Origin of the sequence: Pseudomonas sp. 22085 (assembly GCF_052045815.1) — a bacterium.
GTDB classification, from domain to species: domain Bacteria; phylum Pseudomonadota; class Gammaproteobacteria; order Pseudomonadales; family Pseudomonadaceae; genus Aquipseudomonas; species Aquipseudomonas glycinae.
The window spans coordinates 193,299-218,909 of the sequence record NZ_JBQEQA010000004.1; the positions used below are offsets into that span (position 1 = coordinate 193,299).

The window sequence follows — 25,611 nt, forward strand, 5'->3', positions numbered from 1 at the left end:
GGTTGGAGGCACTCTCGTGTCAGATGCAACGCCCTCAACGCTTGCCCAGATCCACCTCGAAACGGCAGCCATTGGGCTCCATCGTGCTCAACGTGACGCTCCAGCCCTGGTTCTCGCAGATGCGTTGAACCAGTGACAGACCCAATCCCAGCCCTTCTCCGCGCTTTTCGTTGCCGCGGACAAACGGCTGGAACATCGCCTCGCGCTTTTCCTCGGGAATGCCGACGCCCGAATCCTCGACAACGAAACCGTTGGCATTGAGGGTCAAGCGAATGAACCCCTGCTCGGTGTAATGCAAGGCGTTGCGCAGCAAGTTGCCCATCACGGCATTGAGCAGCGTTGCGTTGTAACGGGTGTCGGGCGGATTACCCGGTTCGAAAATCAGCTGCAAGCCCTTGGATTCGATGGGCTCTCGCCACAGGCACAGCAAACTGTCAGCCACTTGCGAGAGGCTTTGCTGGGGCGCCGCGCCGGCGTCTTCACGTTGGGCGCGAGCGAGCATCAGGAAAGTCTGTACCAGCTCACGCATCTCTTCACTGGCCCGCGCAATGCGCTGAACCTGAGCCTTGCCGCGCTGATCGATGCCCGGATTTTCCAGCAGCAGCTCACAAGAGCTGGCCAGCACCATCAACGGCGTACGCAATTCGTGACTGACGTCGCTGGTAAACAAGCGCTCCCGCGTCAGTGCCTGACGCAAGCGTCCAAGAGTGGCGTCGAACGCCACTGCCAGCTCGCCCACCTCGTCTGCCGCATAATCCGGCGCCAGCGGAGGCGCCAGTCCGAGCAACTGATCGCGATGACGTACCTGGCGGGCCAGCCGCACCACCGGGGCCATCACCTTGCGCGCCAGCACCCAGCCAAGGAACACCGCCAGCGCCAGACTGAGCACAAAGCCCACCAGCACCACGGCAAACAGAACGCGCTCGCGCTCTTCGAAATCGCTTTGATCCTGCAGCAGCACATAGCGGCGACCGTCGACCACCTCGACCATCGCGTGGTACGAAAGCTGCTCGCGAAAGACTTCATGGAAACCCGAATCCAGGTGTCGCAGGTCCTTGGGCAGCTCGAAGTCGCCCGGCCCGCCGCTGAAGTAGAAGAGTTGATCCGGTTCCGGCCGGTGGCTCCAGTCCGAGACGTTGTCCATCAGCAGCAGACGTTGCAGGTCGCCGCCCAGCCCGGCGGAAATCAGTTTTTCCTCGACCAGATGCACGGTCGCGACGATGCCCATGGCAAACGCCCCGGCCACCAGTGCACTCATCAACGCAAAGGCGATGATGATCCGCTGGGCAAGACTTTGCTTAAACTCCATCGCGGCCCTCGGCCAAGCGATAGCCCACGCCATGCACAGTGTGCAGCAACGGTTTGGCGAACGGTTTGTCGATCACCTGACGCAACTGGTGGACATGACTGCGCAGGCTGTCGCTGTCCGGGCAGTCATCGCCCCACAGCGCTTCTTCGAGAATTTCCCGACGCAGGACATGCGGGCTCTTTTGCATCAGCACCGCCAGCAGTTTCAGGCCGACCGGGTTGAGCTTGAGCAATTTGCCTTCGCGGGTCACTTCAAGGGTATCAAGGTCGTAGCTCAGATCGCCGACCTGCAGGGCACGACGACCGCCGCCCTGAGTGCGGCGCATCACCGCTTCGACCCGCGCCGCCAGTTCCGACAGCGCGAACGGCTTGACCAGATAATCGTCGGCCCCGGACTTGAAGCCCTGCAAGCGGTCATCGAGCTGGTCGCGCGCGGTGAGCATGATCACCGGCGTATCGCGACGGGCGTCTTCGCGCAGGCGCTTGCACAGGGTGTAGCCGTCGATGCCCGGCAGCATGATGTCGAGCACGATCAGGTCGTAATGCTCGGTGGCGGCCAGATGCAGGCCCGACAGACCGTCCTGGGCGCAATCGACGGTGTAGCCTTTGAGCCCCAGGTAATCGGCCAGATTGGCCAGGATATCGCGGTTGTCTTCGACCAATAGAATTCGCATGGGCACCTCCTCCGTACACGGTAGCGGCCGTCTTGGCCCGCGCAGCTTACGGCCATCGCCGACTCACGGCTAGGGCGGCAAGCAGCACAAATCCAGTCTTTCAACCAAATTCATTCGTTAACAAGTTTTTCACTATCGGTTCACAACCTGACTACAGTGACCCCGTGAAACTCTCGCGCCATTAGATATAAGGAATGTAGACAATGGACTTCTTCAAGACGGCGCCCCTGCGCTTTCTGCTGCTGGTCACCGGCGCCTGGCTGGTGGTGTTTCTCCTGACCCGAACCGTGTTGTTGCTGACTCACCTGGATGAGGCCGGCGGCGTAGCACTTTCCATGTTCGGCATTGGTTTGTTGTATGACTTGGGCTTCCTCGCCTATGCCGCGCTGCCGATGGGGCTGTACCTGTTGCTGTGTCCGCCGGCCCTGTGGCGTCGGCGCGGTCATCGCTGGTTCCTTCAGGGACTGCTGACCATCAGTCTGTTCGCCATGCTGTTCACCTCAGTGGCCGAATGGCTGTTCTGGGACGAGTTCGGCGTGCGCTTCAACTTCATCGCCGTCGACTATCTGGTGTATTCCGATGAAGTCCTGAACAACGTGCTGGAGTCGTATCCCATCGGCATGTTGCTGAGCATCCTTGCGCTGCTCGCCGTGGCGCTGAGTTTCGCGTTGCGCAAACCTTTCAACGCGGCGCTGGACGCCCCGCTGCCGCCACTGCGCGGTCGCCTGTTCAATGCCCTCGGCCTGTTGGTCGTCGCGGGACTGAGCCTGCAACTGCTCAGTCAGGACTCGCCGCGCGCTCAGGGCGGCAATGCCTATCAGAATGAACTGGCGAGCAATGGCCCGTATCAGTTCTTCGCCGCGTTCCGTAACAACGAACTGGACTATGGCCAGTTCTACAGCAGTCTGTCGCCGGAAAAAGTCGCCGGCCAGATACGTGCTGAATTGAGCGAACCCAACGCGCGCTTCATCGGCCAGGATCCACAGGACATCCGCCGAGTGATCGACAATCCTGGCACCGTGCGTAAACCGAACATCATACTGGTCACCATCGAAAGCCTCAGTGCCAAGTATCTGGGCAGCAATGGCGATGAGCGCAACCTGACACCGAATCTGGATGCCTTGCGCAAGCAGAGTCTGTACTTCAACAATTTCTACGCCACCGGCACCCGCACCGATCGCGGCCTGGAAGCCATCACCTTGGCCATTCCGCCGACGCCGGGCCGGTCGATCGTCAAGCGCATCGGCCGCGAAAGCGGCTTCGCCAGCCTCGGCCAGCAACTCAGCGCCGTCGGCTACGACAGCGTGTTCGTCTACGGCGGACGCGGTTATTTCGACAACATGAACGCGTTCTTCAGCGGCAACGGCTACCGCGTGGTCGATCAGAGCAGCGTCGATGAATCGGAAATTCACTTCAAGAATGCCTGGGGCATGGCCGACGAGGATCTGTACAAACAGACCTTGAAACTGGCCGATGCCGATTACGCCAGGCAGCAACCCTTCCTGTTGCAGTTGATGACCACGTCCAACCACCGTCCTTATACCTATCCGGACAACCGGATCGACATCAAGTCCGGCAACGGTCGCGATGGCGCGGTGAAATACACCGACTACGCCATCGGCCAGTTCCTGGAACAGGCGCGGCAGAAACCGTGGTTCGACAATACGATCTTCATCTTTGTCGCCGATCACACCGCCGGCAGCGCGGGCAAGGAAGACTTGCCGATCAGCAACTACCAGATCCCGCTGTTCATCTATGCACCGAAGCTGATCGAACCACGGGAAAGCGCACAACTGGCCAGCCAGATCGACCTCGCGCCGACCCTGCTGGGCTTGCTGAACCTGGATTACCGATCGACGTTCTTCGGTCGCAACCTGCTGCAGGACAACCCGCTGCCACCGCGAGTCGTGGTCGGCAACTATCAACATCTGGGACTGTTCGATGGGAAGGATCTGGCGATCCTCAGCCCGCGCCAGGGCCTGCGCCGGCATGACGATGCGCTGACCGAAAGTCGCGAGTCCAGGGCCGGCAGCGACGACCCGCTGATCAGCCGCGCCATCACCTATTACCAAACGGCCAGTTATGGCTTCAAGCAACAGCTGCTTGGCTGGAAAGCGCCCAGGGAGGGTGCCGAGCAAGTCAGCGAACGTTAATCGAAGCGCCCCGGGCTGATGCCCCGGGGCGTTTCCCGCTCTGGATATGTCATGTCATCAAGCGTTGTACGCCCTGCCCCTCGCCCACTGAATTTCTGGTTGTGCCTGGGGATTCCCGCCGTGGCGGCCGTCATTCTGGTGTTGCTGGAGCTGACCGATCTGGACATGGATCTGGCCCGGCTTTTCTATGACCCGGCTGCCGGTGACTTCATTGGCCGCCACAGCTACTTCCTGGAAAACATCCTCCACGACCGCGCCAAACAAGTGGTGATCGCCTTTTCGGTGTTCTCCATCCTCGGGTTCATCGGCGCGTTTTTCATTGATCGGCTCAAACCGTTCAAGCGTGAGCTGGGCTGCCTGGTGTTGTCGCTGGGGCTGGCCACTTCTTTTGTCACGCCGGTGAAAGCGGTGACAGCGGTGCAATGCCCCTGGAGCCTCGAACAGTTCGGCGGCCATGAAACCTACAGCAAGCTGCTGGAGCATCGCCCGCCGACCGACAAGCCCGGCCGTTGCTGGCCGGGTGGTCATGCGGCTACAGGTTTTACCTTGTTTGCGTTGTTCTTCGTGCTGCGTGATCGTCGCCCGCGGCTGGCCCGTCAGGCGTTCATCTTTGCCTTTGCGCTGGGGTCGGTGTTCTCGATCAGCCGGATGATGCAGGGCGCGCACTTCTTTTCCCACAACGTGTGGACGGCGATCTTCTGCTGGCTGATCTGTCTGGGGTCGTATTACTGGATTCTGTATCGTCCGGCAGTAAAGGCTGAAACAGCGACACAGGCCCGGCCGGTCAACGCATGAAACTCTGAAACGCGGGCAATAAAAAACCCCGTCTGCTCACGCAGACGGGGTTTTTCGTTACTGGGTAAGGCTGGCTTACATCATGCCGCCCATGCCACCCATGCCGCCCATGTCTGGCATACCGCCGCCAGCTGCACCTTCTTTCTTCGGTGCGTCAGCAACAGCTGCTTCGGTGGTCAGGATCAGACCGCCGATGGAGGCTGCAGCTTGCAGAGCCGAACGGGTGACCTTGGTTGGGTCCAGGATGCCCATTTCGATCATGTCGCCGTATTCGCCGGAAGCAGCGTTGTAACCGAAGTTACCTTTGCCGTTCTTGACTTCGTTGACGACTACGCTTGGCTCGTCACCGGAGTTGGCAGCGATCTGACGCAGCGGCGCTTCAACAGCGCGACGCAGCACAGCGATACCGACGTTCTGGTCAGCATTGTCGCCGGTCAGTTCGGTCAGGGCTTCCAGAGCGCGGATCAGCGCAACGCCACCGCCAGGAACCACGCCTTCTTCAACGGCTGCACGGGTTGCGTGCAGGGCGTCTTCAACGCGGGCTTTCTTCTCTTTCATTTCGACTTCGGAACCAGCGCCAACCTTGATCACTGCAACGCCGCCGGACAGCTTGGCCAGACGCTCTTGCAGTTTTTCACGGTCGTAGTCCGAGGAAGTTTCGGCAACCTGGGCACGGATCTGAGCGATACGGGCTTCGATGTCGCCTTGAACGCCAGCACCGTCAACGATGATGGTGTTTTCCTTGGACAGGGTCACGCGCTTGGCGCTGCCCAGGTGTTCCAGGGTGGTGCTTTCCAGGCTCAGGCCGATCTCTTCGGAAATCACGGTACCGCCGGTCAGAACGGCGATGTCCTGCAGCATGGCCTTGCGACGGTCGCCGAAGCCTGGAGCCTTGACGGCTGCGACTTTAACGATGCCACGCATGTTGTTCACAACCAGAGTCGCCAGGGCTTCGCCTTCAACGTCTTCGGCCACGATCAGCAGTGGACGGCCGGCTTTGGCTACGGCTTCCAGCACTGGCAGCATTTCGCGGATGTTCGAGATCTTCTTGTCGACCAGCAGGATCAGCGGGCCGTCGAGCTCGGCGACCATGGTGTCCGGCTTGTTGACGAAGTACGGGGACAGGTAGCCACGGTCGAACTGCATGCCTTCTACAACCGACAGTTCGTTTTCCAGGCCCGAGCCTTCTTCAACGGTGATCACGCCTTCTTTACCGACTTTTTCCATGGCTTCGGCAATGATGTCGCCGATGGAGTTGTCGGAGTTGGCGGAGATGGTGCCGACCTGAGCGATGGCCTTGGTGTCAGCGCATGGCTTGGACAGGGCTTTCAGTTCTTTGACGATCGCGATGGTCGCTTTGTCGATACCGCGCTTCAGGTCCATCGGGTTCATGCCGGCAGCGACGGCTTTCAGGCCTTCGTTGACGATCGACTGAGCCAGAACGGTAGCGGTAGTAGTACCGTCACCGGCGTCATCGTTGGCACGGGAGGCAACGTCTTTGACCAGCTGCGCGCCCATGTTTTCGAAGCGATCTTCGAGTTCGATTTCTTTGGCGACGGAAACGCCGTCCTTGGTGATGGTCGGAGCGCCGAAGCTCTTCTCGAGGATCACGTTACGGCCTTTCGGGCCCAGGGTCGCTTTTACCGCGTCAGCCAGAACGTTGACGCCTTTGAGCATCTTGGAGCGAGCGGCATCGCCGAATTTAACTTCTTTAGCAGCCATGATCGATATTCCTTAAATACTTTGTAGTAGCGGGAAAATGAGCGGGGAATCAGCCTTCCAGTACAGCGAGAATCTCGTTCTCAGCCATTACCAGCAGGTCTTCGCCGTCGACTTTCACAGTGTTGCTGCCGGAGTAAGGACCGAACACAACCTTGTCGCCGACTTTAACGGCCAGCGGACGCACTTCACCGTTTTCCAGAGTTTTGCCCGGACCTGCAGCGACGATCACACCGTGGTTGGCCTTTTCAGCAGCCGAACCTGGCAGGACGATACCGCCAGCGGTTTTCTTTTCTTCTTCGCTGCGACGGATAACGACGCGGTCATGCAGAGGACGAAGCTTCATTGTCGATCTCTCCTAATTGTGGTTTTCATCGGCCGGTGTAGTCCCGGCGGGTTTAACGAATCCGGCCTGCGCCGGTTGCGGCTCGTCGAGCGAACCGCGGAAGTCTGTCCGACTCATATGCCGGAACCTTGCGGTGACCGATACATAAGGGCGCATAAGCTGATTACAAGGGTTGAGGACAAAAAATTTTCATGCAGGCTGACTGAATTCGTCCCATAAAAGAACACGGCACCCGAAGGTGCCGTGTCGATGCAGAAGTTACTTGCTGTCGCGGTGTTCGAATTCGCCTTCGATCACATCACCTTCGCGGCCCAGAGGCTGACGCGGTGCAGGACCGCCGCGAGGTTGCAGGTCATCGGCGAACGCTCGCTGGCGCATGGCCTGTTCTTCAGCGCGCTGGCGCATTTTGTTAGCGACCAGTCGGCGACTGAACGGCAACAGCAGCACCAGACCGACCACGTCGCTGATGAAGCCCGGCAGGATCAACAGGCCACCGGCCAGGGCCAGCATCAGGCCTTCAAGCATGGTTTGCGCAGGCAGTTCGCCGCGGTTCAGGCTTTCACGGGCACGCAGTGCGGTGGCCAGCCCGGCGACGCGCAGCACGAACACGCCGAACATCGAGCCGAGAATGATCAGCAGCAGGGCCGGGAAAAATCCGATCGATCCTGCCACTTTGACGAATACGAACAGCTCCAACACCGGGAACAGCAGAAAGAGCAACAAAAAAGGGCGCATCAAAGTTTCCTCAACGCAAGAAATGCCTTGCAGTAAGCCTTAGATGACGTCGCCCTTTCGTGAATTCAAGCATCGGCCACCGCATTTTTTGGCCAGACCTCGGCGTGAGCCAGAGAAACCAAGGCCTCGCGCACTTGTATCGGCGTATGACAAGGCGCTTGAAACGGCAGCCAGTACAGCGCCTGACCGATGCGCAAGTGCATGCCTTCGGTGTCGATCCCGGCCAGTTGCGCCGGGACGGTTTTCGGCAGGCCGGCGAGGTCGACGTAATGCGCAATGGCCTTGGCGTGGTCGCTGTTCATGTGCTCGACCATGCTGACTTCGGCCTTGCCGGCGAACGGGTTGGCCAGGGTCAGGTGATCGACCCAATGGATCGCGCCAAAACCGCCGATGTAGCGATGACGCACCGGTTTGAGCACCCAGAAATCGAAATCGTGGGCCTTGTGGTAATTCTGCGAATCGGGGAAATAACGGTAGTAGCGCTCGGCGGCAGCTTCGATGGCGGCAGCGTCTTCGAGTTTTGCCGCCTCGGCCAGGTAGGTCAGGCGACCAACGGCTTGCACATCGTCGGCCTCGCGCTCACCCACCAGCAGCGAACATTTCGGATCTTTCTGCAGGTTGTGGGTGTGCTGGGCGATACGGCTGATCAGGATCAGCGGCCGGCCCTGCTCGTCCAGGCAGTAGGGAACCACGGAGCCAAACGGAAAACCGGGCATCGATCTGGAGTGGGTCGACAGCACGCCACGGTATTCCTTGAGAAGCAATTCTCGGGCATTCTTAGCCGCTTCAACGCTCAATTTATGACTCCTTAAATAGAATCCGTCGACAAAACGGACAGGCGCATGGGTTTTGTCCCACTCGCCATCGGGCAGTTCTCATGTGCAACAGGCTGCTGGCCGGTGCAGATCGAGAGGCTACCTGTAAGGACCACTCTGACCTGCTCTCGGGGGCATGCGAATGCAACTCAACGACAAAGTAATCATTATCACTGGCGGTTGCCAAGGCTTGGGCCGCTCGATGGCCGAGTATTTCGCGGGCAAGGGCGCGAAGCTGGCGCTGGTCGACCTGAATCAGGAAAAACTCGATGACGCAGTCGCAGCCTGCAAGGCCAAGGGTGTCGAGGCACGCAGCTATCTGTGCAACGTCGCCAACGAAGAGCAGGTGACGCACATGGTCGCTCAGGTCGCCGAAGACTTCGGCGCGATCCACGGCCTGATCAACAACGCCGGGATCCTGCGCGACGGCCTGCTGCTCAAGGTCAAGGACGGCGAGATGACCAAGATGAGCCTGGCCCAGTGGCAGGCTGTGATCGACGTCAACCTGACCGGCGTATTCCTTTGCACCCGTGAAGTGGCGGCGAAAATGGTCGAGCTGAAGAACAGCGGCGCGATCATCAACATCTCGTCGATCTCCCGCGCGGGCAACGTCGGCCAGACCAACTACTCCGCCGCCAAGGCTGGCGTCGCTGCGGCGACCGTGACGTGGGCGAAGGAACTGGCGCGCTATGGCATCCGCGTGGCGGGTATCGCACCGGGCTTCATCGAAACCGAGATGACCCTGGGCATGAAGCCTGAAGCGCTGGAAAAAATGACCTCGGGCATTCCGCTCAAGCGCATGGGCAAGCCGGAAGAGATCGCCCATTCGGCGGCGTACATCTTCGAGAACGACTACTACACCGGCCGGATTCTGGAGATGGACGGCGGGTTGCGTATCTGACCCCTGCCACGCAATGAAAAACGCCCCGGTGCACAGGCACCGGGGCGTTTTTGTTTAAACCGCAGGCATCAATCGTCGCTGATGGTGATGTTCGGCATCGCAGGCGAGGCTGCTTCCTGCAACACGATCCGCGCGCCGACGTGGCGGGCCAGTTCCTGATAGACCATGGCGATCTGGCTGTCCGGCTCGGAAATCACCGTCGGCTTGCCGCCATCGGCCTGTTCGCGGATCAGCATCGACAGCGGCAACGAAGCCAGCAGCTCGACGCCGAACTGGGTCGCCAGCTTCTCTCCACCGCCCTCACCGAACAGATGCTCGGCATGACCGCAGTTCGAGCAGATGTGCACGGCCATGTTTTCCACCACGCCCAGCACCGGAATGTTGACCTTGCGGAACATCTCTACGCCTTTACGCGCGTCGAGCAGCGCCAGATCCTGCGGTGTGGTGACGATCACGGCGCCAGCCACCGGGACTTTCTGCGCCAGGGTCAGCTGGATGTCGCCGGTGCCTGGCGGCATGTCGATGACCAGATAATCCAGGTCGCCCCAGGCGGTTTGCGTCACCAGTTGCAGCAGCGCGCCGGAGACCATCGGCCCGCGCCAGACCATCGGCGTGTTGTCGTCGGTCAGGAATGCCATCGACATCACTTCCACGCCATGGGCCTGCAGCGGCACGAACCATTTCTGATCCTTGACCTGCGGACGGGTGCCCTCGGGAATGCCGAACATGATGCCCTGGCTCGGGCCATAGATATCGGCATCGAGAATCCCGACCTTCGCACCTTCGCGGGCCAGTGCCAGGGCCAGGTTGGCAGCGGTGGTGGACTTGCCCACACCGCCCTTGCCGGAGGCCACGGCGACCACGTTCTTGACGTTGGCCAGCCCCGGGATCTGCGCCTGGGCCTTGTGCGCGGCGATCACGCTGTTGACCTCGACCTTCGCAGTCACCACGCCGTCGAGGTTTTCGATGGCCAGTTGCAGCAATTGCGCCCAGCCGCTCTTGAACAGACCGGCGGCATAACCGATTTCCAACTGCACGCTGACGCGATCACCGGTGATTTCGATGTTGCGCACGCAACCGGCGCTGACCGGATCCTGGTTCAGGTAAGGGTCGGTGTATTGGCTGAGGACGGCTTCCACCGCTGCGCGAGTGACGGCACTCATGGGCAACTCCGATAACAAGACTGGGAAAAGATGGCGGGTATCCTACCCCTTCTGTCCTCCGGACGGCATGTCCGGCAACGATTTGCAGAGGTGAAATATCTTTCCCGGCGCTTTATAGTGGCCGACCTCCGTTTCATCAAGTAGCGAAGCCCCACATGTCCGAACCACGCAAGATTCTCGTCACCAGCGCCCTGCCCTACGCCAACGGTTCGATCCACCTTGGCCACATGCTGGAATACATCCAGACCGATATGTGGGTGCGCTTCCAGAAGCATCGCGGCAATCAGTGCATTTATGTCTGCGCCGACGACGCCCACGGTTCGGCGATCATGCTGCGCGCGGAAAAGGAAGGCATCACCCCGGAACAACTGATCGCCAACGTCCAGGCCGAACACAGCGCCGACTTTGCCGAGTTCCTGGTGGACTTCGACAACTTCCACTCCACTCACGCCGAAGAAAACCGTGAGCTGTCGAGCCAGATCTACCTGAAGCTGCGTGACGCCGGGCACATCGCCCAACGTTCGATCACCCAGTATTTCGACCCGGAAAAGAAAATGTTCCTGGCCGACCGCTTCATCAAGGGCACCTGCCCGAAATGCGGCACCGAAGACCAGTACGGCGACAACTGCGAAAAATGCGGTGCGACCTACGCGCCGACCGATCTGAAGGATCCGAAATCGGCAATCTCCGGCGCCACCCCGGTGCTCAAGGATTCCCAGCACTTCTTCTTCAAGCTGCCGGACTTCCAGGAAATGCTGCAGGGCTGGACCCGCAGCGGCACCCTGCAGGACGCCGTGGCCAACAAGATCGCCGAATGGCTGGACGCCGGCCTGCAACAGTGGGACATCTCCCGCGATGCGCCGTACTTCGGCTTCGAGATCCCGGGCGAGCCGGGCAAGTACTTCTACGTGTGGCTGGACGCGCCGATCGGCTACATGGCCAGCTTCAAGAACCTCTGCGACCGCACGCCGGAGCTGGACTTCGACGCGTTCTGGGGCAAGGACTCCACCGCCGAGCTGTACCACTTCATCGGCAAGGACATCGTCAACTTCCATGCCCTGTTCTGGCCGGCGATGCTTGAAGGCGCGGGTTTCCGCAAGCCGACCGGGATCAACGTGCACGGCTACCTGACCGTCAACGGTCAGAAGATGTCCAAGTCCCGCGGCACCTTCATCAAGGCCCGTACCTACCTGGATCACCTGTCGCCGGAATACCTGCGCTACTACTACGCGGCCAAACTGGGCCGTGGCGTGGACGACCTCGACCTGAACCTCGAAGACTTCGTGCAGAAGGTCAACTCCGACCTGGTCGGCAAAGTCGTCAACATCGCCAGCCGTTGCGCCGGTTTCATCCAGAAAGGCAACGCCGGCCTGCTGGTGGACACCAACGCCGCACCGGAACTGACCGAAGCATTCCTGGCTGCTGCGCCAAGCATCGCCGACGCCTATGAGGCCCGCGACTTCGCCCGTGCCATGCGCGAAACCATGGCGTTGGCCGACCGCGCCAACGCCTGGATCGCCGACAAGGCGCCATGGTCGCTGAACAAGCAGGAAGGCAAGCAGGATGAAGTCCAGGCGGTCTGCGCCACGGCGATCAACCTGTTCCGTCAGTTGGTGATCTTCCTCAAACCGGTGCTGCCAGTGCTGGCCGCCGATGCCGAGGCGTTCCTCAACGTCGCTCCGCTGACCTGGAACGACCACACCAAGCTGCTGGCCAACCACCAGTTGAACGAATTCAAACCGTTGATGACCCGCATCGACCCGGTGAAAGTGCAAGCCATGACCGACGCCTCGAAAGAAGACCTGACCGCCAGCCAGACCGACACCGGCGCCGCCGCACCTGCCGGCAATGGCGAACTGGCCAAGGATCCGCTGTCGCCGGAAATCGACTTCGACACCTTCGCCGCCGTCGACCTGCGCGTGGCGCTGATCGTCAAGGCCGAACACGTGGAAGGCGCGGACAAGCTGCTGCGCCTGACCCTCGACATCGGTGACGAGCAACGCAACGTGTTCTCGGGGATCAAGAGCGCTTATCCGGATCCGTCGAAGCTCGACGGTCGCCTGACCATGATGATCGCCAACCTCAAGCCACGGAAAATGAAGTTCGGCATCTCCGAAGGCATGGTGATGGCGGCCGGCCCTGGCGGTGAAGAAATCTACCTGCTGAGCCCGGACAGCGGCGCCAAGCCGGGTCAGCGCATCAAGTAAGGTTCTGCCCTGACAGATCCCACAGGCGTGCTCCGTGCGCCTGTGGGATTTTTCATATCTGGCCCGCCCTCCACGGCTGCCGGATAATGCCTAACCTTAAGTGACACTCGTCCGTTCCTGCCGGCAGAACCATGACCGAACTCGTGCTTACGCTCTTCAGTGCTGCGCTGATCAACAACTTCGTGTTGCACTGGCCGCTGGGCGTCGATCCGCTGCTGGCGGGCGAACGCCGTCAGGTGCATGCGCTGGGGCTGGCAACGTTGTGTTTGATGCTGATTGTCGGCGTGGCGGGTTATGCGATCTGGCATTGGCTGCTGGTGCCGATGCAACTGGAATTCCTGCGGCAGTTTGTGTTTCTGCCGTTGAGCGTCCTGCTTTTCGCGCCGTTGCTGAAGCTGTTGGCACATTGGCGACCCACGCTGCCATTCGAAGGTTTGTGGCCGCTGCTGCTGGGCAATGCCGGTGTGCTGGGGCTGACGCTGATCAACGCGCAAACGGATCAAGGCCTGTTACATGCGACAGCCCTGAGCCTTGGCGCCGGTCTGGGTTTCTGGCTGGTGTTGAGCCTGTTCAGCGATTTGCGCGAACGCACGGCCGACAACGATATTCCCCTGCCCTTTCGTGGTCTGCCGATCCTGTTGATCGGCGCCGGACTGATGGCCGTGGCTTTTCTCGGATTCAGTGGACTGATCAAAACATGAGTCTGATTCAACGCATCGATGCCTTGCTGCCGCAGACCCAATGCGGCAAGTGCGGCCATCCCGGATGCAAACCCTACGCTGAAGGCATCGCTGACGGCGAGCCGATCAACAAGTGCCCGCCGGGTGGCGACGAAACCATTGCGGCGCTGGCCGAACTGCTGAAAATCCCGGTGCTGGAACTGGACATCAGCCGTGGTTCGGCGCCGCCGCAAGTGGCCTACATTCGCGAGGCCGAATGCATCGGCTGCACCAAATGCATCCAGGCCTGCCCGATCGACGCGATCGTCGGCGCGGCAAAACTGATGCACACCGTCATCATCGACGAATGCACCGGTTGCGATCTGTGCGTGGCGCCCTGCCCGGTTGACTGCATAGAGATGCACCCGCTGCCGCTGGGCACGCTGCCGGTGGTCGGTGGGCTGGCCGCCAGCCTTGAAGAACAACAGGCTCGTGCGGCCAAACGCGATCACGCCCGCCAGCGTTTCGAACGGCGTAACGCTCGCTTGCAACGCGAAGAGCAGCAGAAGCAGGCCGAACGCGAGGCCCGGGCGCAGCGCGCGGCCCAGGCCGAAGCCACCGCCACCACACTCGATCCAGTGCAGGCGGCGCTGGAACGGGTGCGTGCGCAAAAAGCCGCGACCGCCGATGCTGCGCTGAAAAAAGCCAAGATCGACGTGGCCATGAGTCGGGCGCAATTGAACAAGTCGCTCAAGGCATTCGGTCATCCGCCAACCTTCGATCAGCAATCGCAACTGATCGTCCTGCAACAACAGTTCGAAGCGGCCGAACAGGCACTGGCGAAGCTGGAAAGCAGCGCGGCACCCGCGCCGGTCGTGGCCGCTCCGGCGAAGGACGCCGATCTGAAGCGGGCAAAAATCCAGTTGGCAATGCGCCGCGCCGAGCTGAAAAAAGCGCAAACCGCGGAGGCTCCGCCAGCCGAGATCGCCGCGCTGGAGCAAGCGCTGCGTGACGCCGAACAGGCCCTGCACAACGCCGAAGCCGCCAGCGATCAACCGACGCCCGAGCTTGTGCGTGTCGAGAAACGTCCGATCGACGACCAGCTGCGTCAGCTGAAAACCGAACTGGCCTACGCTCGTGCCGATCTGAACAAGCTGCAACGGCGCGACGGCACACCCGCCGACATCCTCGAAAAGGCCCGTGCTCGCCTGCAAGAAGCAGAGCGGCTGGTACAAGCTCATGTCAGCCATTGAAACCAGAGACGAGCGCCTGCAACAGGCAATGAAGCTGGTGTTGCTGGCGACATTGCCGGGATGGCTGGCGTTGTTCTGGTTTTACGGCTGGGGCGTGTCGATCAACCTGATTCTCTCCGTCGGCACGGCGCTGGCTGTGGAAGCTGCGGTGACACATCTGCGCCGCCAGCCATTGCAAGCTACCTTGACCGATGGCAGCGCGGTCGTCAGCGCCACGCTGCTGGCAATTGCCCTGCCGCCTTATTGCCCGTGGTGGCTGACGGTCACGGCGATCGCCTCGGGCCTGCTGCTGGGTAAACATCTGTACGGTGGCGTGGGCCGAAACCCGTTCAATCCAGCCATGCTCGGCTTTGCCCTGGCGATGGTCATGTTCCCGCAACCGATGACCCACTGGCCCGCCCATGGCATGGGTCTGGCGGCGGCTTTTGGCCAGGTGTTCAATCCGGGCTCACAGCCGGATGCCTGGGTTCAAGCCACCGCGCTGGACAGTTTGCGCATCAATAAAAGCCTGACCATGGACGAACTGTTTGCCGCCAATCCGGCTTTCGGTCGCGTTGGCGGGCACGGCGTTGAGTGGGTGAACCTGGCGTTCCTCGCCGGCGGCCTGTTCCTGTTACAGCGTCGGGTGTTTGGTTGGCAGGCACCGGTCGGCATGCTCGCCAGCCTGTTTGTGATCAGCCTGTTGTGCTGGAACGGTTCGGGATCCGACTCCCACGGTTCGCCACTGTTTCACCTGCTGAGCGGCGCGACCATGCTTGGCGCATTTTTCATCGTCACTGAACCGGTATCGGGCGCCAGGAGTCCGCTCGGCCGTCTGCTGTTCGGCGCGGGCGTGGGGCTGTTGACGTACGTGATCCGCACCTGGGGTGGTTACCCGGACGGCGTGGCGTTTGCGGTGCTGTTGATGAACCTCTGCGTGCCGGCGCTGGAGCGCTTTGCGATGGCCCGTCAGGCGCGGGTAACAACATGAACCGGACGAACAGCCTGATCACACTGTTGTTGATAAGCGCGCTGGGCATCGGCGTGACGTGGCTGGTGCAACGCAGCAATGCGCCGCAGATCGCCGCCGAACAGCGTCTGCGTGAGAGTCGTAAATTGCTGGACGTGCTGCCGGTCGACGCTTACGACAATCAGCCGCTTCAACAACCTCTGACGCTGACCGACATCAACCTGAGCCATAGTCAGCTGCTGGGCGGTTATCGGGCGAGCAAAAACGGACAACCCGTGGCAGTCCTGTTGCGCAGCCAGACCCAAGGTTACGCTGGCAATATCGAGTTGCTGATTGCCATCGACGCCAAGGGCCGATTGCTCGGCGTGAAAACCCTTGAGCAAAACGAAACGCCTTCGCTGGGCGGGCATATCGGCGACTGGCCACATGGCTGGCTTCAGGCCTTCAGCGGAAAATCACTCAGCCAACCGCCAGATGCCGGATGGGCCTTGAAGAAGGATCAGGGGCAATTCGACCAGATCGCCGGGGCAACCATTACATCTCGCGCGGCGATCAATGCCATCCACGATGCCCTGCGCTACTTCGATGAACACCGGACGGCCCTGATCGGGAGCGCGTCATGAACACGTCAGCGACACTGTCGAATTCAATGATGCTGGTGCTATTGATCGGAGCCAGCGACTCCGTGGCGGGTGCGCTGGCGACGCTGTTGATATTCGCGGTTGTCATGGGCGTTTACGGTGTGTGCATGGCACCGCTGCGCTCGCGTCTGAGCAGCCAGAGCCTGTTGCCGGTCAGTCTGGTGCTGGCCGCGACGCTGACGGGCTGCGCCGATATTTTCCTGCAACGCAGTGCAATGCAGTGGCATCAACTGATCAGCCTTTATGTTGGGCTGATTGGCTTGCAATGCGTCGTGCTGGAGCACAATGGATTCTTTCGCCAGCCTGTCCGCGCACCGCTGAACCTGTGTGGCCTGTTTGCCGTGCTGATGATTGTGCTCGCGGTATTGCGTGAGCTGATCGGGCAGGGCAGCATCGGCCATCACCTGTCGGAACACTGGCAAGGCTTGATTCTGTTCAGCGAAGGCCTGCATTTCGCGACGCTGGCGCCCGGCGCCTTCATATTGCTTGGACTGTTACTGGCCGCCCGTCAGGCCTGGACTCGCCCTGCCGCCCTACCCGAGGAAACGCATCACCCATGAATGCCGCAAAACGTCTGGAGATCTTCCGCAGGCTGCACGAGGACAACCCCGAACCCAAGACCGAACTGGCCTACTCCTCGCCTTTCGAACTGTTGATCGCGGTGATTCTGTCCGCGCAGTCGACGGATGTCGGGGTGAACAAAGCGACGGCCAAGCTGTTCCCGGTGGCGAACACGCCGGCAGCCATTCATGCCTTGGGCGTTGAAGGTCTGTCCGAATACATCAAGACCATCGGACTCTATAACAGCAAAGCCAAAAACGTGATCGAGACCTGCCGCCTGCTGGTCGAGCTGCACAATGGCGAGGTCCCGCAGACGCGCGAAGAACTGGAAGCCTTGCCCGGTGTTGGCCGCAAGACCGCCAACGTGGTGCTCAACACCGCGTTCCGCCAGTTGACCATGGCAGTGGACACCCACATCTTCCGGGTCAGCAACCGCACCGGCATTGCACCGGGTAAAAATGTGGTCGAGGTGGAAAAAAAACTGATGAAGTTTGTGCCAAAAGAATACCTGCTCGACTCGCACCACTGGCTCATTCTTCACGGGCGCTACGTGTGCCTGGCACGCAAACCCCGTTGTGGCAGCTGTCGGATCGAAGATTTGTGTGAGTACAAGCACAAGACTTCAGACGATTGAGCGGCTATTGGAATTATTGATTTATCGATTGAAAAAATCTTTTTTACCATCGGCGGGAATATCGATATAAGGAGCGCCAACGGCAGTCTTAGCCTGGAGTTGACCTTATGACTGACACCAAAGAACAACTGGATGTAGACGACGATTTCATCGCTGCCGAAACCGACGACGCCGAACCGGTGGTTGAAGTCGCCAAGACCAATCTCAGCAAGCGTCGAACCATCGACAACCTGCTTGAGGAGCGCCGGTTGCAGAAGCAATTGGCCGATTACGATTTTGATCTCTGACATTTGAAAGCCTCCCGAAACGGAGGCTTTTCTCTTTCTGGCATACGCTGATTCCGATCCGCCCATGATCCGTCAGCCACAGAAACTCTCAGACCAGGCCGTTCCGCTGCGCCAACTCAATCAGATCCACCAGCGACCGCGCGTTGAGTTTTAAAAGCAATCGGGTTTTGTAGGTACTCACGGTCTTGTTGCTCAGGAACATCCCGTCGGCAATTTCCTTGTTGGTCTTGCCTCGCGCCAGTTGCTGCAACACCATCATTTCACGCCCTGACAGGCGATCAACCATGTCCGCCTCGCTGGCGTTTCCCAGACTGGTTCGCACGGTGTGCAACGCCTGATTCGGAAAATAGCTGTATCCGGACAGTACCGCCTTGATTGCACTCAGCAACTCAGTGAGATCCTGTTGCTTGCAAACATAACCCGCCGCCCCCGATTGCATGCAACGCATGGAAAAGTGCCCCGGTGACTGTGACGTCAGCACGAGCACTTTCAACGGCATTGCACTTGTTGTAAGGCGCGCAATGACTTCCAGTCCATCCAGTTTCGGTATACCGATATCAAGAATGACAATATCGGGCATCTGGTCGCGGGCAAGCTGTAATGCATCCACTCCATTATCGGTTTCTGCAATGACTTCGTAGCCATGACGCTCCATCAGCATACGTACCGCAAGACGAATGACGGGGTGATCATCCACGATCAGCACTTTATTCATGGGCAAGTCCAGTTTCGCTGTTCGAATTTTTAGAACCGGCACAATAACGCAGTCATTTCATCCATGGCATGGATAAGTTCATTCACACTGGCATCAAGAGACACTTCCTACAACCCATAAAGATTAGTCCTACAGAAACGGCCCACCAGAACAAAAGCATGAGGGCAGAAAGAACAAAAGCCTCACTTCCGACCGGTCAATAACCAACAACAATTCGACCACTCATTCCAGAAATGACAAAACCATCCATCACAAAAAACCTGAAACAACATACTGATGTTCACCCGGCCACTTTTAATATAAACACCCGTTAACGAGCACTGAATACACCCCTCATCGCTCCCCTATACAAACCCCTAAAAACATCACAACGAGAACAGTCAATTTCATGAGAAAAGACCATGTTGAAAAAATACAAAAAAGTCACAAACCCTATAAGCATCATCGCCATATTTGCGTTGATAACCGAAACTTCGGCGGCGGTCTCCCTGCCTTTTCTTGATAACGAAGAACGAAAAACATATATCTGGCTTTTGATCAGCTTCCCGTTTTTCTTGTCATTCCTGTTCTTCATCACACTCAACTTTAACTATCGTTCACTTTATGCACCGTCGGACTTCAATAACGAAAATAATTTTCTAAAGGCATTTGAAGATACCGCAACGAACTTGATGGAGGTACAACCGCAGCCCAATCCAGCACTGCATACGGTAAAACTGCCAAAACCATTCAGCACGCTATATATCATTGACACCAGGGGAGGAATTTCCGTATCGGAGACAGAAGTATTATTGGAAAAAATCCCACACTCGCCCAAGCACTCACTCAGAATATTCGTGTTTTTGACCAGCTCGATATCAGACGATTCAGCAACGGAAAATATCTTCAAATCGTTTAAACAGGGAAAGAAAGCCGTCGGAACTACTTACTGTATTTTCTACGACGCGGACTCAATGAACATGATCCAGGCGGGGAAAGTTTGAGAAGGCGGAATATCGCGGAGATACTGACCATTGCTGATCAAGTCAAGCAGGGGAATTTGCGCAGTGGCGGCCTTGTCACACAGACAAGGCCGCCATTTTCATCACACCAAAAAACTCAGAACAGCTTGCGGCCCTTGTTGGCAGCAATACGCATGCGCAGTGCGTTGAGCTTGATGAAGCCCGCCGCGTCGGCCTGGTTGTAGGCGCCGCCGTCTTCTTCGAAGGTCGCGATGTTGGCGTCGAACAGCGAATCGTCGGACTTGCGGCCGGTCACGATCACGTTGCCCTTGTACAGTTTCAGACGGACAACGCCGTTCACGTTGACCTGAGAAGCGTCGATCATCTGTTGCAGCATCAGACGCTCAGGGCTCCACCAGTAGCCGGTGTAGATCAGGCTGGCGTACTTCGGCATCAGCTCGTCTTTGAGGTGAGCGACTTCGCGGTCCAGAGTGATCGATTCGATCGCGCGGTGAGCGCGCAGCATGATGGTACCGCCCGGGGTTTCGTAGCAGCCACGGGACTTCATGCCGACGTAACGGTTCTCGACGATGTCGAGACGGCCGATGCCGTGCTCGCCACCGATCCTGTTCAGGGTCGCCAGCACGGTGGCCGGGGTCATTTCGACGCCGTCCAGCGCGACGATGTCGCCGTTGCGGTAGGTCAGTTCCAGGTATTGCGGGGTGTCGGGAGCCTTCTCCGGGGAGACGGTCCAGCGCCACATGTCTTCCTCGTGCTCGGTCCAGGTGTCTTCCAGCACGCCGCCTTCATAGGAGATGTGCAGCAGGTTGGCGTCCATCGAGTATGGGGATTTCTTCTTGCCGTGACGCTCGATCGGGATCGCGTGCTTCTCGGCGTAGTCCATCAGCTTCTCGCGGGACAGCAGGTCCCACTCGCGCCACGGAGCAATCACTTTCACGCCTGGCTTGAGCGCGTAGGCACCCAGTTCGAAACGCACCTGGTCGTTGCCCTTGCCGGTGGCGCCGTGGGAAATGGCATCGGCGCCGGTTTCGTTGGCGATTTCGATCAGACGCTTGGCGATCAGCGGACGCGCGATGGAAGTACCCAGCAGGTACTCGCCTTCGTAAACGGTGTTGGCGCGGAACATCGGGAACACGAAGTCACGCACGAATTCTTCGCGCAGGTCGTCGATGTAGATTTCTTTGACGCCCATGGCCTGCGCCTTGGCGCGAGCCGGCTCGACCTCTTCGCCCTGACCCAGGTCAGCGGTGAAGGTCACGACTTCACAGTTATAAGTATCCTGCAGCCACTTGAGGATCACCGAAGTGTCCAGGCCGCCGGAATACGCCAGAACGACCTTGTTTACGTCCGCCATGCCATCACTCCACGGGGTTCTACGGAAAGCCGAGGAGTCTACCGCCCAAACGCGATAATTTACAGAGGCGCGACAGCTTAAGACGACAAAGCGACAGAATCTGTCGAGAGGGCGACGATGACCGGCAGGTCAGGAAGTTGCCGCAGTGTTGGCAGGCGTGCTGGCCTGAGGTGCCGGAGCAGTCGTCGGTGCCACCCGCGCCAGGTGCACGTTGACCCGCCGGTTCTTGGCTCGGTTGGCGGCATTGGTGTTCGGCACCAACGGGTAGCGTTCACCATGGAAACGCACGGTGATCTGCGATTCCTGGATGCCGTTGGCCTTGAAGAAGTCGACCACGGCCAGCGCGCGGCGGCGCGACAGTTCGCGATTGGTCAGGCGATTGCCGCTGTTGTCGGAGTGGCCATCGAGCTCAATGTGATTGACCGTCGGATCGGCCTTCATGTACTCGAGCATCACTTGCAACTTGGCCTTGGCGGCGGCGTCCAGTTCGATGCCTTCGCCGGGGAAGCCGATCTGCGATTGTTTGACCTGATCGAAATTCTGCGGGAGCAGTTTCGCCACACAGGTCTGATAGTCATTGAACGCCTTGCTGAACTTGACCGGCAACAGGCGCACTTCCGACACCCGACCATCGCCCGATGCCCGGCGCACCACGGGGCTGCGACCGTCCATCAAACCGCTGATCAGTTGCCCGGCCTGGGATTGAGAACTGTTGAACAGCACGTTGCCGCTGCCCAGTCGAACCGTGCCCAGATTGATGTCGCCACGACCCGGCTGCCACGGCGCAGCCGCTGCCAGCAAGGTCGCCGAACCACCGCCGAGCATGGCGTTGTAGGCGTTCAGGCGAAAGGTCGCCTGCTCGCCGGCCTTGCGCACGAATTGCCCTGAGCCAAAATCAGTGATCGGCTGCGTCAGACGGCACTCGAACTTGTCGCCCTCGACCGTCCACTCAATGTTCTCCAGACGGGTCTGGTAGGTCAGTGCCATCGCGGGAAGGCTGGCAAACACACTGAGCAAGGCTAAATATCGCTGGCGCACGGGAGGCTCCATTGGCTTCTACAACAAAAAAGACCGAGACATACATCTTTACGGCATACCTATGGGATATCGGACGCTCGTCGCAAAACTTGATAGCGAGTGCCTGCAAGAGTCTTTTCCGGTAGCATTCGCCTCAGTTTGACCCGCCTGGAATCCCCTCATGTCCGACCGCCTGACCCTGCTGCGTCCCGACGACTGGCACATTCATCTTCGCGATGGTGCCGTGTTGACCAATACCGTTGCGGATGTCGCGCGCACCTTTGGTCGCGCCATCATCATGCCCAACCTGGTACCTCCGGTGCGCAACGCCGCTGAAGCCGACGGCTATCGCCAGCGGATTCTCGCTGCCCGCCCGGCCGGCAGTCGTTTCGAGCCGCTGATGGTGCTGTACCTCACCGACCGCACCCAGCCCGAAGAAATCCGTGAGGCCAAGGCCAGCGGTTTCGTGCACGCCGCGAAGCTGTATCCGGCCGGCGCCACCACCAACTCCGATTCCGGGGTCACCAGCATCGACAAGATTTTCCCGGTGCTGGAAGCCATGGCCGAAGTCGGCATGCCGCTGTTGATCCACGGCGAAGTCACCCGTGGCGACGTCGACGTGTTCGACCGCGAGAAAATCTTCATCGATGAGCACATGCGTCGCGTGGTCGAGCGCTTTCCGACGCTGAAAGTGGTGTTCGAACACATCACCACCGGCGACGCCGTGCAGTTCGTCAACGAGGCTTCGGCCAACGTCGGCGCGACCATCACCGCGCATCACCTGCTGTACAACCGCAACCACATGCTGGTGGGCGGGATTCGGCCGCACTTCTATTGCCTGCCGATCCTCAAACGCAATACGCACCAGGAAGCCCTGCTCGACGCCGCCACCAGCGGCAGCGCGAAATTCTTCCTGGGCACCGACTCGGCGCCGCACGCCCAGCACGCCAAGGAAGCCGCCTGCGGCTGCGCCGGCTGCTACACCGCGTATGCCGCCATCGAGCTGTATGCCGAAGCCTTCGAACAGCGTAATGCGCTGGACAAGCTCGAAGCGTTCGCCAGCCTCAACGGCCCGCGTTTCTATGACCTGCCGGCAAACACCGATCGCATCACCCTGGTTCGTGACGAATGGACCGCCCCGACCAGCCTGCCTTTCGGCGAGCTGACCGTCATCCCGCTGCGCGCCGGTGAAAAACTGCGCTGGCGCCTGCTGGAGGAACACGCGTGAGTGAAGACCATTTCGACGACGAACTGGACGGTCAAGGTGGCGGCGGTTCCCGTCATCCAATGGCAGCACGCTTTCGCGGCTACCTGCCGGTTGTCGTCGACGTAGAGACCGGTGGTTTCAACTCGGCCACCGACGCACTGCTGGAGATTGCCGCGACCACCATCGCCATGGATGAAAAGGGTTTCGTCTATCCGGACCACACTTACTTCTTCCGTGTCGAGCCGTTCGAAGGCGCCAACGTTGAAGCGGCCGCGCTGGAGTTCACCGGGATCAAGCTCGATCACCCGTTGCGCATGGCCGTCAGCGAAGAAACGGCGCTGACCGACATCTTCCGTGGCGTGCGAAAGGCCTTGAAGGCCAACGGCTGCAAGCGGGCGATTCTGGTCGGCCACAACAGCAGCTTCGACCTCGGCTTCCTGAACGCCGCCGTCGCGCGGCTGGACATGAAGCGCAACCCGTTCCACCCGTTCTCCAGCTTCGACACCGCAACCCTCGCGGGTCTGGCGTACGGTCAGACCGTACTGGCCAAGGCTTGCCAGGCAGCCGACATCGATTTCGACGGCCGTGAAGCGCATTCGGCGCGTTACGACACCGAAAAGACCGCCGAGCTGTTCTGCGGCATCGTCAACCGCTGGAAACAGATGGGCGGCTGGGAAGACTTCGACGACTGAGGGTCGTCGGGCTAAATCCCGCGCATGAAAAAACCGGCTCAAGAGCCGGTTTTTTTGTACCTCGACGATGCGCCTTACAGGGCAGCAGCGTTCTCGGTCAGGTAAGCCGCAACGCCTTCTGGCGAAGCGTTCATGCCTTTGTCGCCTTTTTTCCAGTTGGCAGGGCAGACTTCGCCGTGCTCTTCGTGGAATTGCAGAGCGTCGACCAGACGGATCAGCTCTTCCATGTTACGGCCCAGCGGCAGGTCGTTGATGATCTGCGAGCGGACAACGCCTTTGTCGTCGATCAGGAACGCGCCACGGAAAGCCACGCCGCCTTCGGACTCAACGTCGTAGGCCTTGGCGATTTCGTGCTTCATGTCGGCAGCCATGGTGTATTTCACCTGGCCGATGCCGCCATTGTTGACCGGGGTGTTGCGCCAGGCGTTGTGGGTGAAGTGCGAGTCGATCGAAACGGCGACTACTTCAACGTTGCGTGCCTTGAAGTCGGCCATACGGTTGTCCAGAGCGATCAGCTCGGACGGGCAGACAAAGGTGAAGTCCAGCGGGTAGAAGAACACCAGGCCGTATTTGCCTTTGATGGCCGAGGACAGGGTGAAGCTGTCAACGATCTCGCCATTGCCGAGTACGGCCGGGACGGTGAAGTCAGGGGCTTGTTTGCCTACGAGTACGCTCATTGATATCTCCTGGTGTAGAAACTTGAAGTTCAGGGTTCGGGCCAGCCTGCCACCCTCAGGCGACAGCCCTGTGACACGAACCCCCTTCGCAAGGGCCGACCATCATACACTGCGTTTTTCGACTGTCCTTAAAGGTTTTTCGCGAAATCCCGGCTGGCATTCAGCCATGCACCACCGTTCGTCAGTCACAGCCGTTGGCGATGAAAACCCTTCGGAAAGCACTTTGACAATCATTCTCGTTAACATTAAGATCCATCGCAATTGAGTCACAACCAGCGACGGTTCTCACTTATGTATGTTTGCCTCTGCACTGGCGTCACCGACGGACAAATCCGCGAAGCGATCTATGAAGGTTGCTGCAGCTATAAAGAAGTCCGTCAGGCCACCGGCGTCGCCAGCCAATGCGGCAAATGTGCGTGCCTGGCGAAGGAAGTGGTTCGCGAAACCCTGACCAAACTGCAAACCGCACAGGCCGCGATCCCCTACCCGGCAGAATTTACCGCCGCGTAATGATCTCCGAATTCGAAGAACCGGACTTATGTCCGGTTTTTTTATGCCTGAAAATCAACTGCTTAGCGCCCAGACGCGGAACACAAACATTCTTATTCCGATTAATTTTCATTTATTATTCAATAACTTAGGTTTGACACTTATAAATACCAAGCTCAAACTCTGCCTTATATACCGCTACTTAGGGCAGGACTCCCATCATGAAAGGCGACGTAACAGTCATCCAGCATCTCAACAAGATCCTTGCCAATGAGCTGGTCGCGATCAATCAGTACTTCCTGCATGCACGCATGTACGAAGATTGGGGCCTGAACAAGCTCGGCAAACACGAGTACCACGAATCCATCGACGAGATGAAGCACGCGGACAAGCTGATCAAGCGCATCCTGTTCCTCGAAGGCCTGCCGAACGTGCAGGATCTGGGCAAGCTGCACATCGGCGAGCACACCAAGGAAATGCTGGAGTGCGACCTGCGTATCGAGAAGACCGGCCATGCCGACCTCAAGGCCGCCATCGCCCACTGCGAATCCGTCGGTGACTTCGGCAGCCGCGAACTGCTCGAAGACATCCTGGAATCCGAAGAAGAACACATTGACTGGCTGGAAACCCAACTGGGCCTGATCGATAAAGTCGGTCTTGAGAACTATCTGCAATCGCAGATGGGCGAAGACGAGTAA

General features: G+C 59.3%; 27 protein-coding genes. 16 read left to right on the plus strand and 11 right to left on the minus strand.

Annotated features, from left to right (window positions below):
* Positions 1-34 precede the first annotated feature (34 nt).
* Entirely contained in the window at positions 35-1,309 is a 1,275-nt protein-coding gene (locus ACTJK7_RS06300; RefSeq protein ID WP_064383820.1) for a sensor histidine kinase, read from the minus strand.
* On the minus strand, positions 1,299-1,982 hold the full coding sequence (gene colR, locus ACTJK7_RS06305; protein WP_007953224.1) for a two-component system response regulator ColR: 684 nt from the start codon (positions 1,980-1,982) through the stop codon (positions 1,299-1,301). Before colR ends, ACTJK7_RS06300 begins: the two co-directional genes overlap by 11 nt.
* Before the next feature lie 203 nt (positions 1,983-2,185).
* Between colR and ACTJK7_RS06310 the strand changes: the two genes are divergently transcribed.
* Entirely contained in the window at positions 2,186-4,135 is a 1,950-nt protein-coding gene (locus ACTJK7_RS06310) for an LTA synthase family protein (RefSeq protein WP_440779860.1), read from the plus strand.
* Positions 4,136-4,186: 51 nt separating this feature from the next.
* Positions 4,187-4,930 carry a phosphatase PAP2 family protein gene (locus ACTJK7_RS06315; RefSeq protein ID WP_197868531.1) on the plus strand — a complete coding sequence of 248 codons (744 nt, stop codon included), beginning with the start codon at positions 4,187-4,189 and terminating at the stop codon, positions 4,928-4,930.
* 75 nt (positions 4,931-5,005) lie between these two features.
* Here ACTJK7_RS06315 and groL read toward each other — a convergent pair whose 3' ends face one another.
* The 4 genes from groL to ACTJK7_RS06335 all read right to left on the minus strand — a co-directional run bounded on the left by groL (position 5,006) and on the right by ACTJK7_RS06335 (position 8,527).
* On the minus strand, positions 5,006-6,652 hold the full coding sequence (gene groL / locus ACTJK7_RS06320) for a chaperonin GroEL (RefSeq protein WP_064383822.1): 1,647 nt from the start codon (positions 6,650-6,652) through the stop codon (positions 5,006-5,008).
* Positions 6,653-6,701: 49 nt separating this feature from the next.
* A complete protein-coding gene (locus tag ACTJK7_RS06325) occupies positions 6,702-6,995 on the minus strand; it encodes a co-chaperone GroES (protein WP_064383823.1) in 294 nt (97 codons plus the stop codon).
* Between the two features lie 258 nt (positions 6,996-7,253).
* Positions 7,254-7,730, minus strand: a complete 477-nt coding sequence (locus tag ACTJK7_RS06330; protein ID WP_039765871.1) for an FxsA family protein — start codon at positions 7,728-7,730, stop codon at positions 7,254-7,256.
* 65 nt (positions 7,731-7,795) lie between these two features.
* The gene (locus tag ACTJK7_RS06335) at positions 7,796-8,527 is read right to left on the minus strand and encodes a HugZ family pyridoxamine 5'-phosphate oxidase (protein ID WP_064383824.1); all 732 of its coding nucleotides are present in this window, start codon (positions 8,525-8,527) and stop codon (positions 7,796-7,798) included.
* Between the two features lie 160 nt (positions 8,528-8,687).
* On the opposite strand from ACTJK7_RS06335, the gene ACTJK7_RS06340 reads away from it, so the two are divergent.
* The gene (locus tag ACTJK7_RS06340) at positions 8,688-9,446 is read left to right on the plus strand and encodes an SDR family oxidoreductase (RefSeq protein ID WP_011335726.1); all 759 of its coding nucleotides are present in this window, start codon (positions 8,688-8,690) and stop codon (positions 9,444-9,446) included.
* Positions 9,447-9,514: 68 nt separating this feature from the next.
* Here the strand turns inward: ACTJK7_RS06340 and apbC are convergent, their stop codons facing one another.
* Positions 9,515-10,609, minus strand: a complete 1,095-nt coding sequence (gene apbC / locus ACTJK7_RS06345) for an iron-sulfur cluster carrier protein ApbC (protein ID WP_064383825.1) — start codon at positions 10,607-10,609, stop codon at positions 9,515-9,517.
* 155 nt (positions 10,610-10,764) lie between these two features.
* Here apbC and metG point away from each other — a divergent pair, with 155 nt between their 5' ends.
* From metG to ACTJK7_RS06385, 8 genes are all read left to right on the plus strand, one after another.
* Entirely contained in the window at positions 10,765-12,816 is a 2,052-nt protein-coding gene (gene metG / locus ACTJK7_RS06350; RefSeq protein WP_440779861.1) for a methionine--tRNA ligase, read from the plus strand.
* A 131-nt stretch (positions 12,817-12,947) separates the two neighbouring features.
* Positions 12,948-13,517 carry an electron transport complex protein RnfA gene (locus ACTJK7_RS06355; RefSeq protein ID WP_440779862.1) on the plus strand — a complete coding sequence of 190 codons (570 nt, stop codon included), beginning with the start codon at positions 12,948-12,950 and terminating at the stop codon, positions 13,515-13,517.
* A complete protein-coding gene (gene rsxB / locus ACTJK7_RS06360) occupies positions 13,514-14,728 on the plus strand; it encodes an electron transport complex subunit RsxB (RefSeq protein ID WP_108563135.1) in 1,215 nt (404 codons plus the stop codon). Before ACTJK7_RS06355 ends, rsxB begins: the two co-directional genes overlap by 4 nt.
* Complete coding sequence (locus ACTJK7_RS06365; RefSeq protein WP_108563136.1) at positions 14,715-15,698, plus strand: RnfABCDGE type electron transport complex subunit D; 984 nt, start codon at positions 14,715-14,717, stop codon at positions 15,696-15,698. The genes rsxB and ACTJK7_RS06365 overlap by 14 nt, the downstream gene beginning before the upstream one ends.
* Positions 15,695-16,300, plus strand: coding sequence for an RnfABCDGE type electron transport complex subunit G (locus tag ACTJK7_RS06370; protein ID WP_108563137.1), 606 nt, complete (start codon positions 15,695-15,697; stop codon positions 16,298-16,300). Before ACTJK7_RS06365 ends, ACTJK7_RS06370 begins: the two co-directional genes overlap by 4 nt.
* Positions 16,297-16,878 (plus strand): Rnf-Nqr domain containing protein, encoded by a 582-nt coding sequence (locus ACTJK7_RS06375; RefSeq protein ID WP_108563138.1) that lies wholly within the window; start codon positions 16,297-16,299, stop codon positions 16,876-16,878. Before ACTJK7_RS06370 ends, ACTJK7_RS06375 begins: the two co-directional genes overlap by 4 nt.
* Positions 16,875-17,513, plus strand: coding sequence for an endonuclease III (gene nth, locus ACTJK7_RS06380; protein ID WP_085647251.1), 639 nt, complete (start codon positions 16,875-16,877; stop codon positions 17,511-17,513). Before ACTJK7_RS06375 ends, nth begins: the two co-directional genes overlap by 4 nt.
* Positions 17,514-17,620: 107 nt before the next feature.
* Positions 17,621-17,800 (plus strand): PA3496 family putative envelope integrity protein, encoded by a 180-nt coding sequence (locus tag ACTJK7_RS06385; RefSeq protein ID WP_064383833.1) that lies wholly within the window; start codon positions 17,621-17,623, stop codon positions 17,798-17,800.
* A gap of 88 nt (positions 17,801-17,888) precedes the next feature.
* Here the strand turns inward: ACTJK7_RS06385 and ACTJK7_RS06390 are convergent, their stop codons facing one another.
* Positions 17,889-18,515, minus strand: coding sequence for a response regulator transcription factor (locus ACTJK7_RS06390; RefSeq protein ID WP_007953203.1), 627 nt, complete (start codon positions 18,513-18,515; stop codon positions 17,889-17,891).
* 401 nt (positions 18,516-18,916) lie between these two features.
* Here ACTJK7_RS06390 and ACTJK7_RS06395 point away from each other — a divergent pair, with 401 nt between their 5' ends.
* Positions 18,917-19,498 carry a hypothetical protein gene (locus ACTJK7_RS06395; RefSeq protein ID WP_085654767.1) on the plus strand — a complete coding sequence of 194 codons (582 nt, stop codon included), beginning with the start codon at positions 18,917-18,919 and terminating at the stop codon, positions 19,496-19,498.
* Between the two features lie 115 nt (positions 19,499-19,613).
* On the opposite strand, the gene ACTJK7_RS06400 is transcribed toward ACTJK7_RS06395, so the two are convergent.
* Both ACTJK7_RS06400 and ACTJK7_RS06405 read right to left on the minus strand, forming a co-directional pair.
* Positions 19,614-20,831, minus strand: coding sequence for an argininosuccinate synthase (locus ACTJK7_RS06400; protein ID WP_011335737.1), 1,218 nt, complete (start codon positions 20,829-20,831; stop codon positions 19,614-19,616).
* Positions 20,832-20,960: 129 nt separating this feature from the next.
* A complete protein-coding gene (locus ACTJK7_RS06405; protein ID WP_007953200.1) occupies positions 20,961-21,869 on the minus strand; it encodes a flagellar protein MotY in 909 nt (302 codons plus the stop codon).
* Between the two features lie 160 nt (positions 21,870-22,029).
* Between ACTJK7_RS06405 and pyrC the strand changes: the two genes are divergently transcribed.
* Together pyrC and rnt are read left to right on the plus strand one after the other, a co-directional pair.
* The gene (gene pyrC, locus ACTJK7_RS06410; RefSeq protein ID WP_440779863.1) at positions 22,030-23,076 is read left to right on the plus strand and encodes a dihydroorotase; all 1,047 of its coding nucleotides are present in this window, start codon (positions 22,030-22,032) and stop codon (positions 23,074-23,076) included.
* Positions 23,073-23,747, plus strand: a complete 675-nt coding sequence (rnt, locus tag ACTJK7_RS06415) for a ribonuclease T (protein ID WP_007953196.1) — start codon at positions 23,073-23,075, stop codon at positions 23,745-23,747. The genes pyrC and rnt overlap by 4 nt, the downstream gene beginning before the upstream one ends.
* 74 nt (positions 23,748-23,821) lie before the next feature.
* Here rnt and ACTJK7_RS06420 read toward each other — a convergent pair whose 3' ends face one another.
* The gene (locus tag ACTJK7_RS06420) at positions 23,822-24,424 is read right to left on the minus strand and encodes a peroxiredoxin (RefSeq protein ID WP_007963972.1); all 603 of its coding nucleotides are present in this window, start codon (positions 24,422-24,424) and stop codon (positions 23,822-23,824) included.
* Positions 24,425-24,715: 291 nt separating this feature from the next.
* On the opposite strand from ACTJK7_RS06420, the gene ACTJK7_RS06425 reads away from it, so the two are divergent.
* Both ACTJK7_RS06425 and bfr read left to right on the plus strand, forming a co-directional pair.
* On the plus strand, positions 24,716-24,934 hold the full coding sequence (locus tag ACTJK7_RS06425) for a bacterioferritin-associated ferredoxin (protein ID WP_007953193.1): 219 nt from the start codon (positions 24,716-24,718) through the stop codon (positions 24,932-24,934).
* 200 nt (positions 24,935-25,134) lie between these two features.
* On the plus strand, positions 25,135-25,611 hold the full coding sequence (bfr, locus tag ACTJK7_RS06430) for a bacterioferritin (RefSeq protein ID WP_011335740.1): 477 nt from the start codon (positions 25,135-25,137) through the stop codon (positions 25,609-25,611).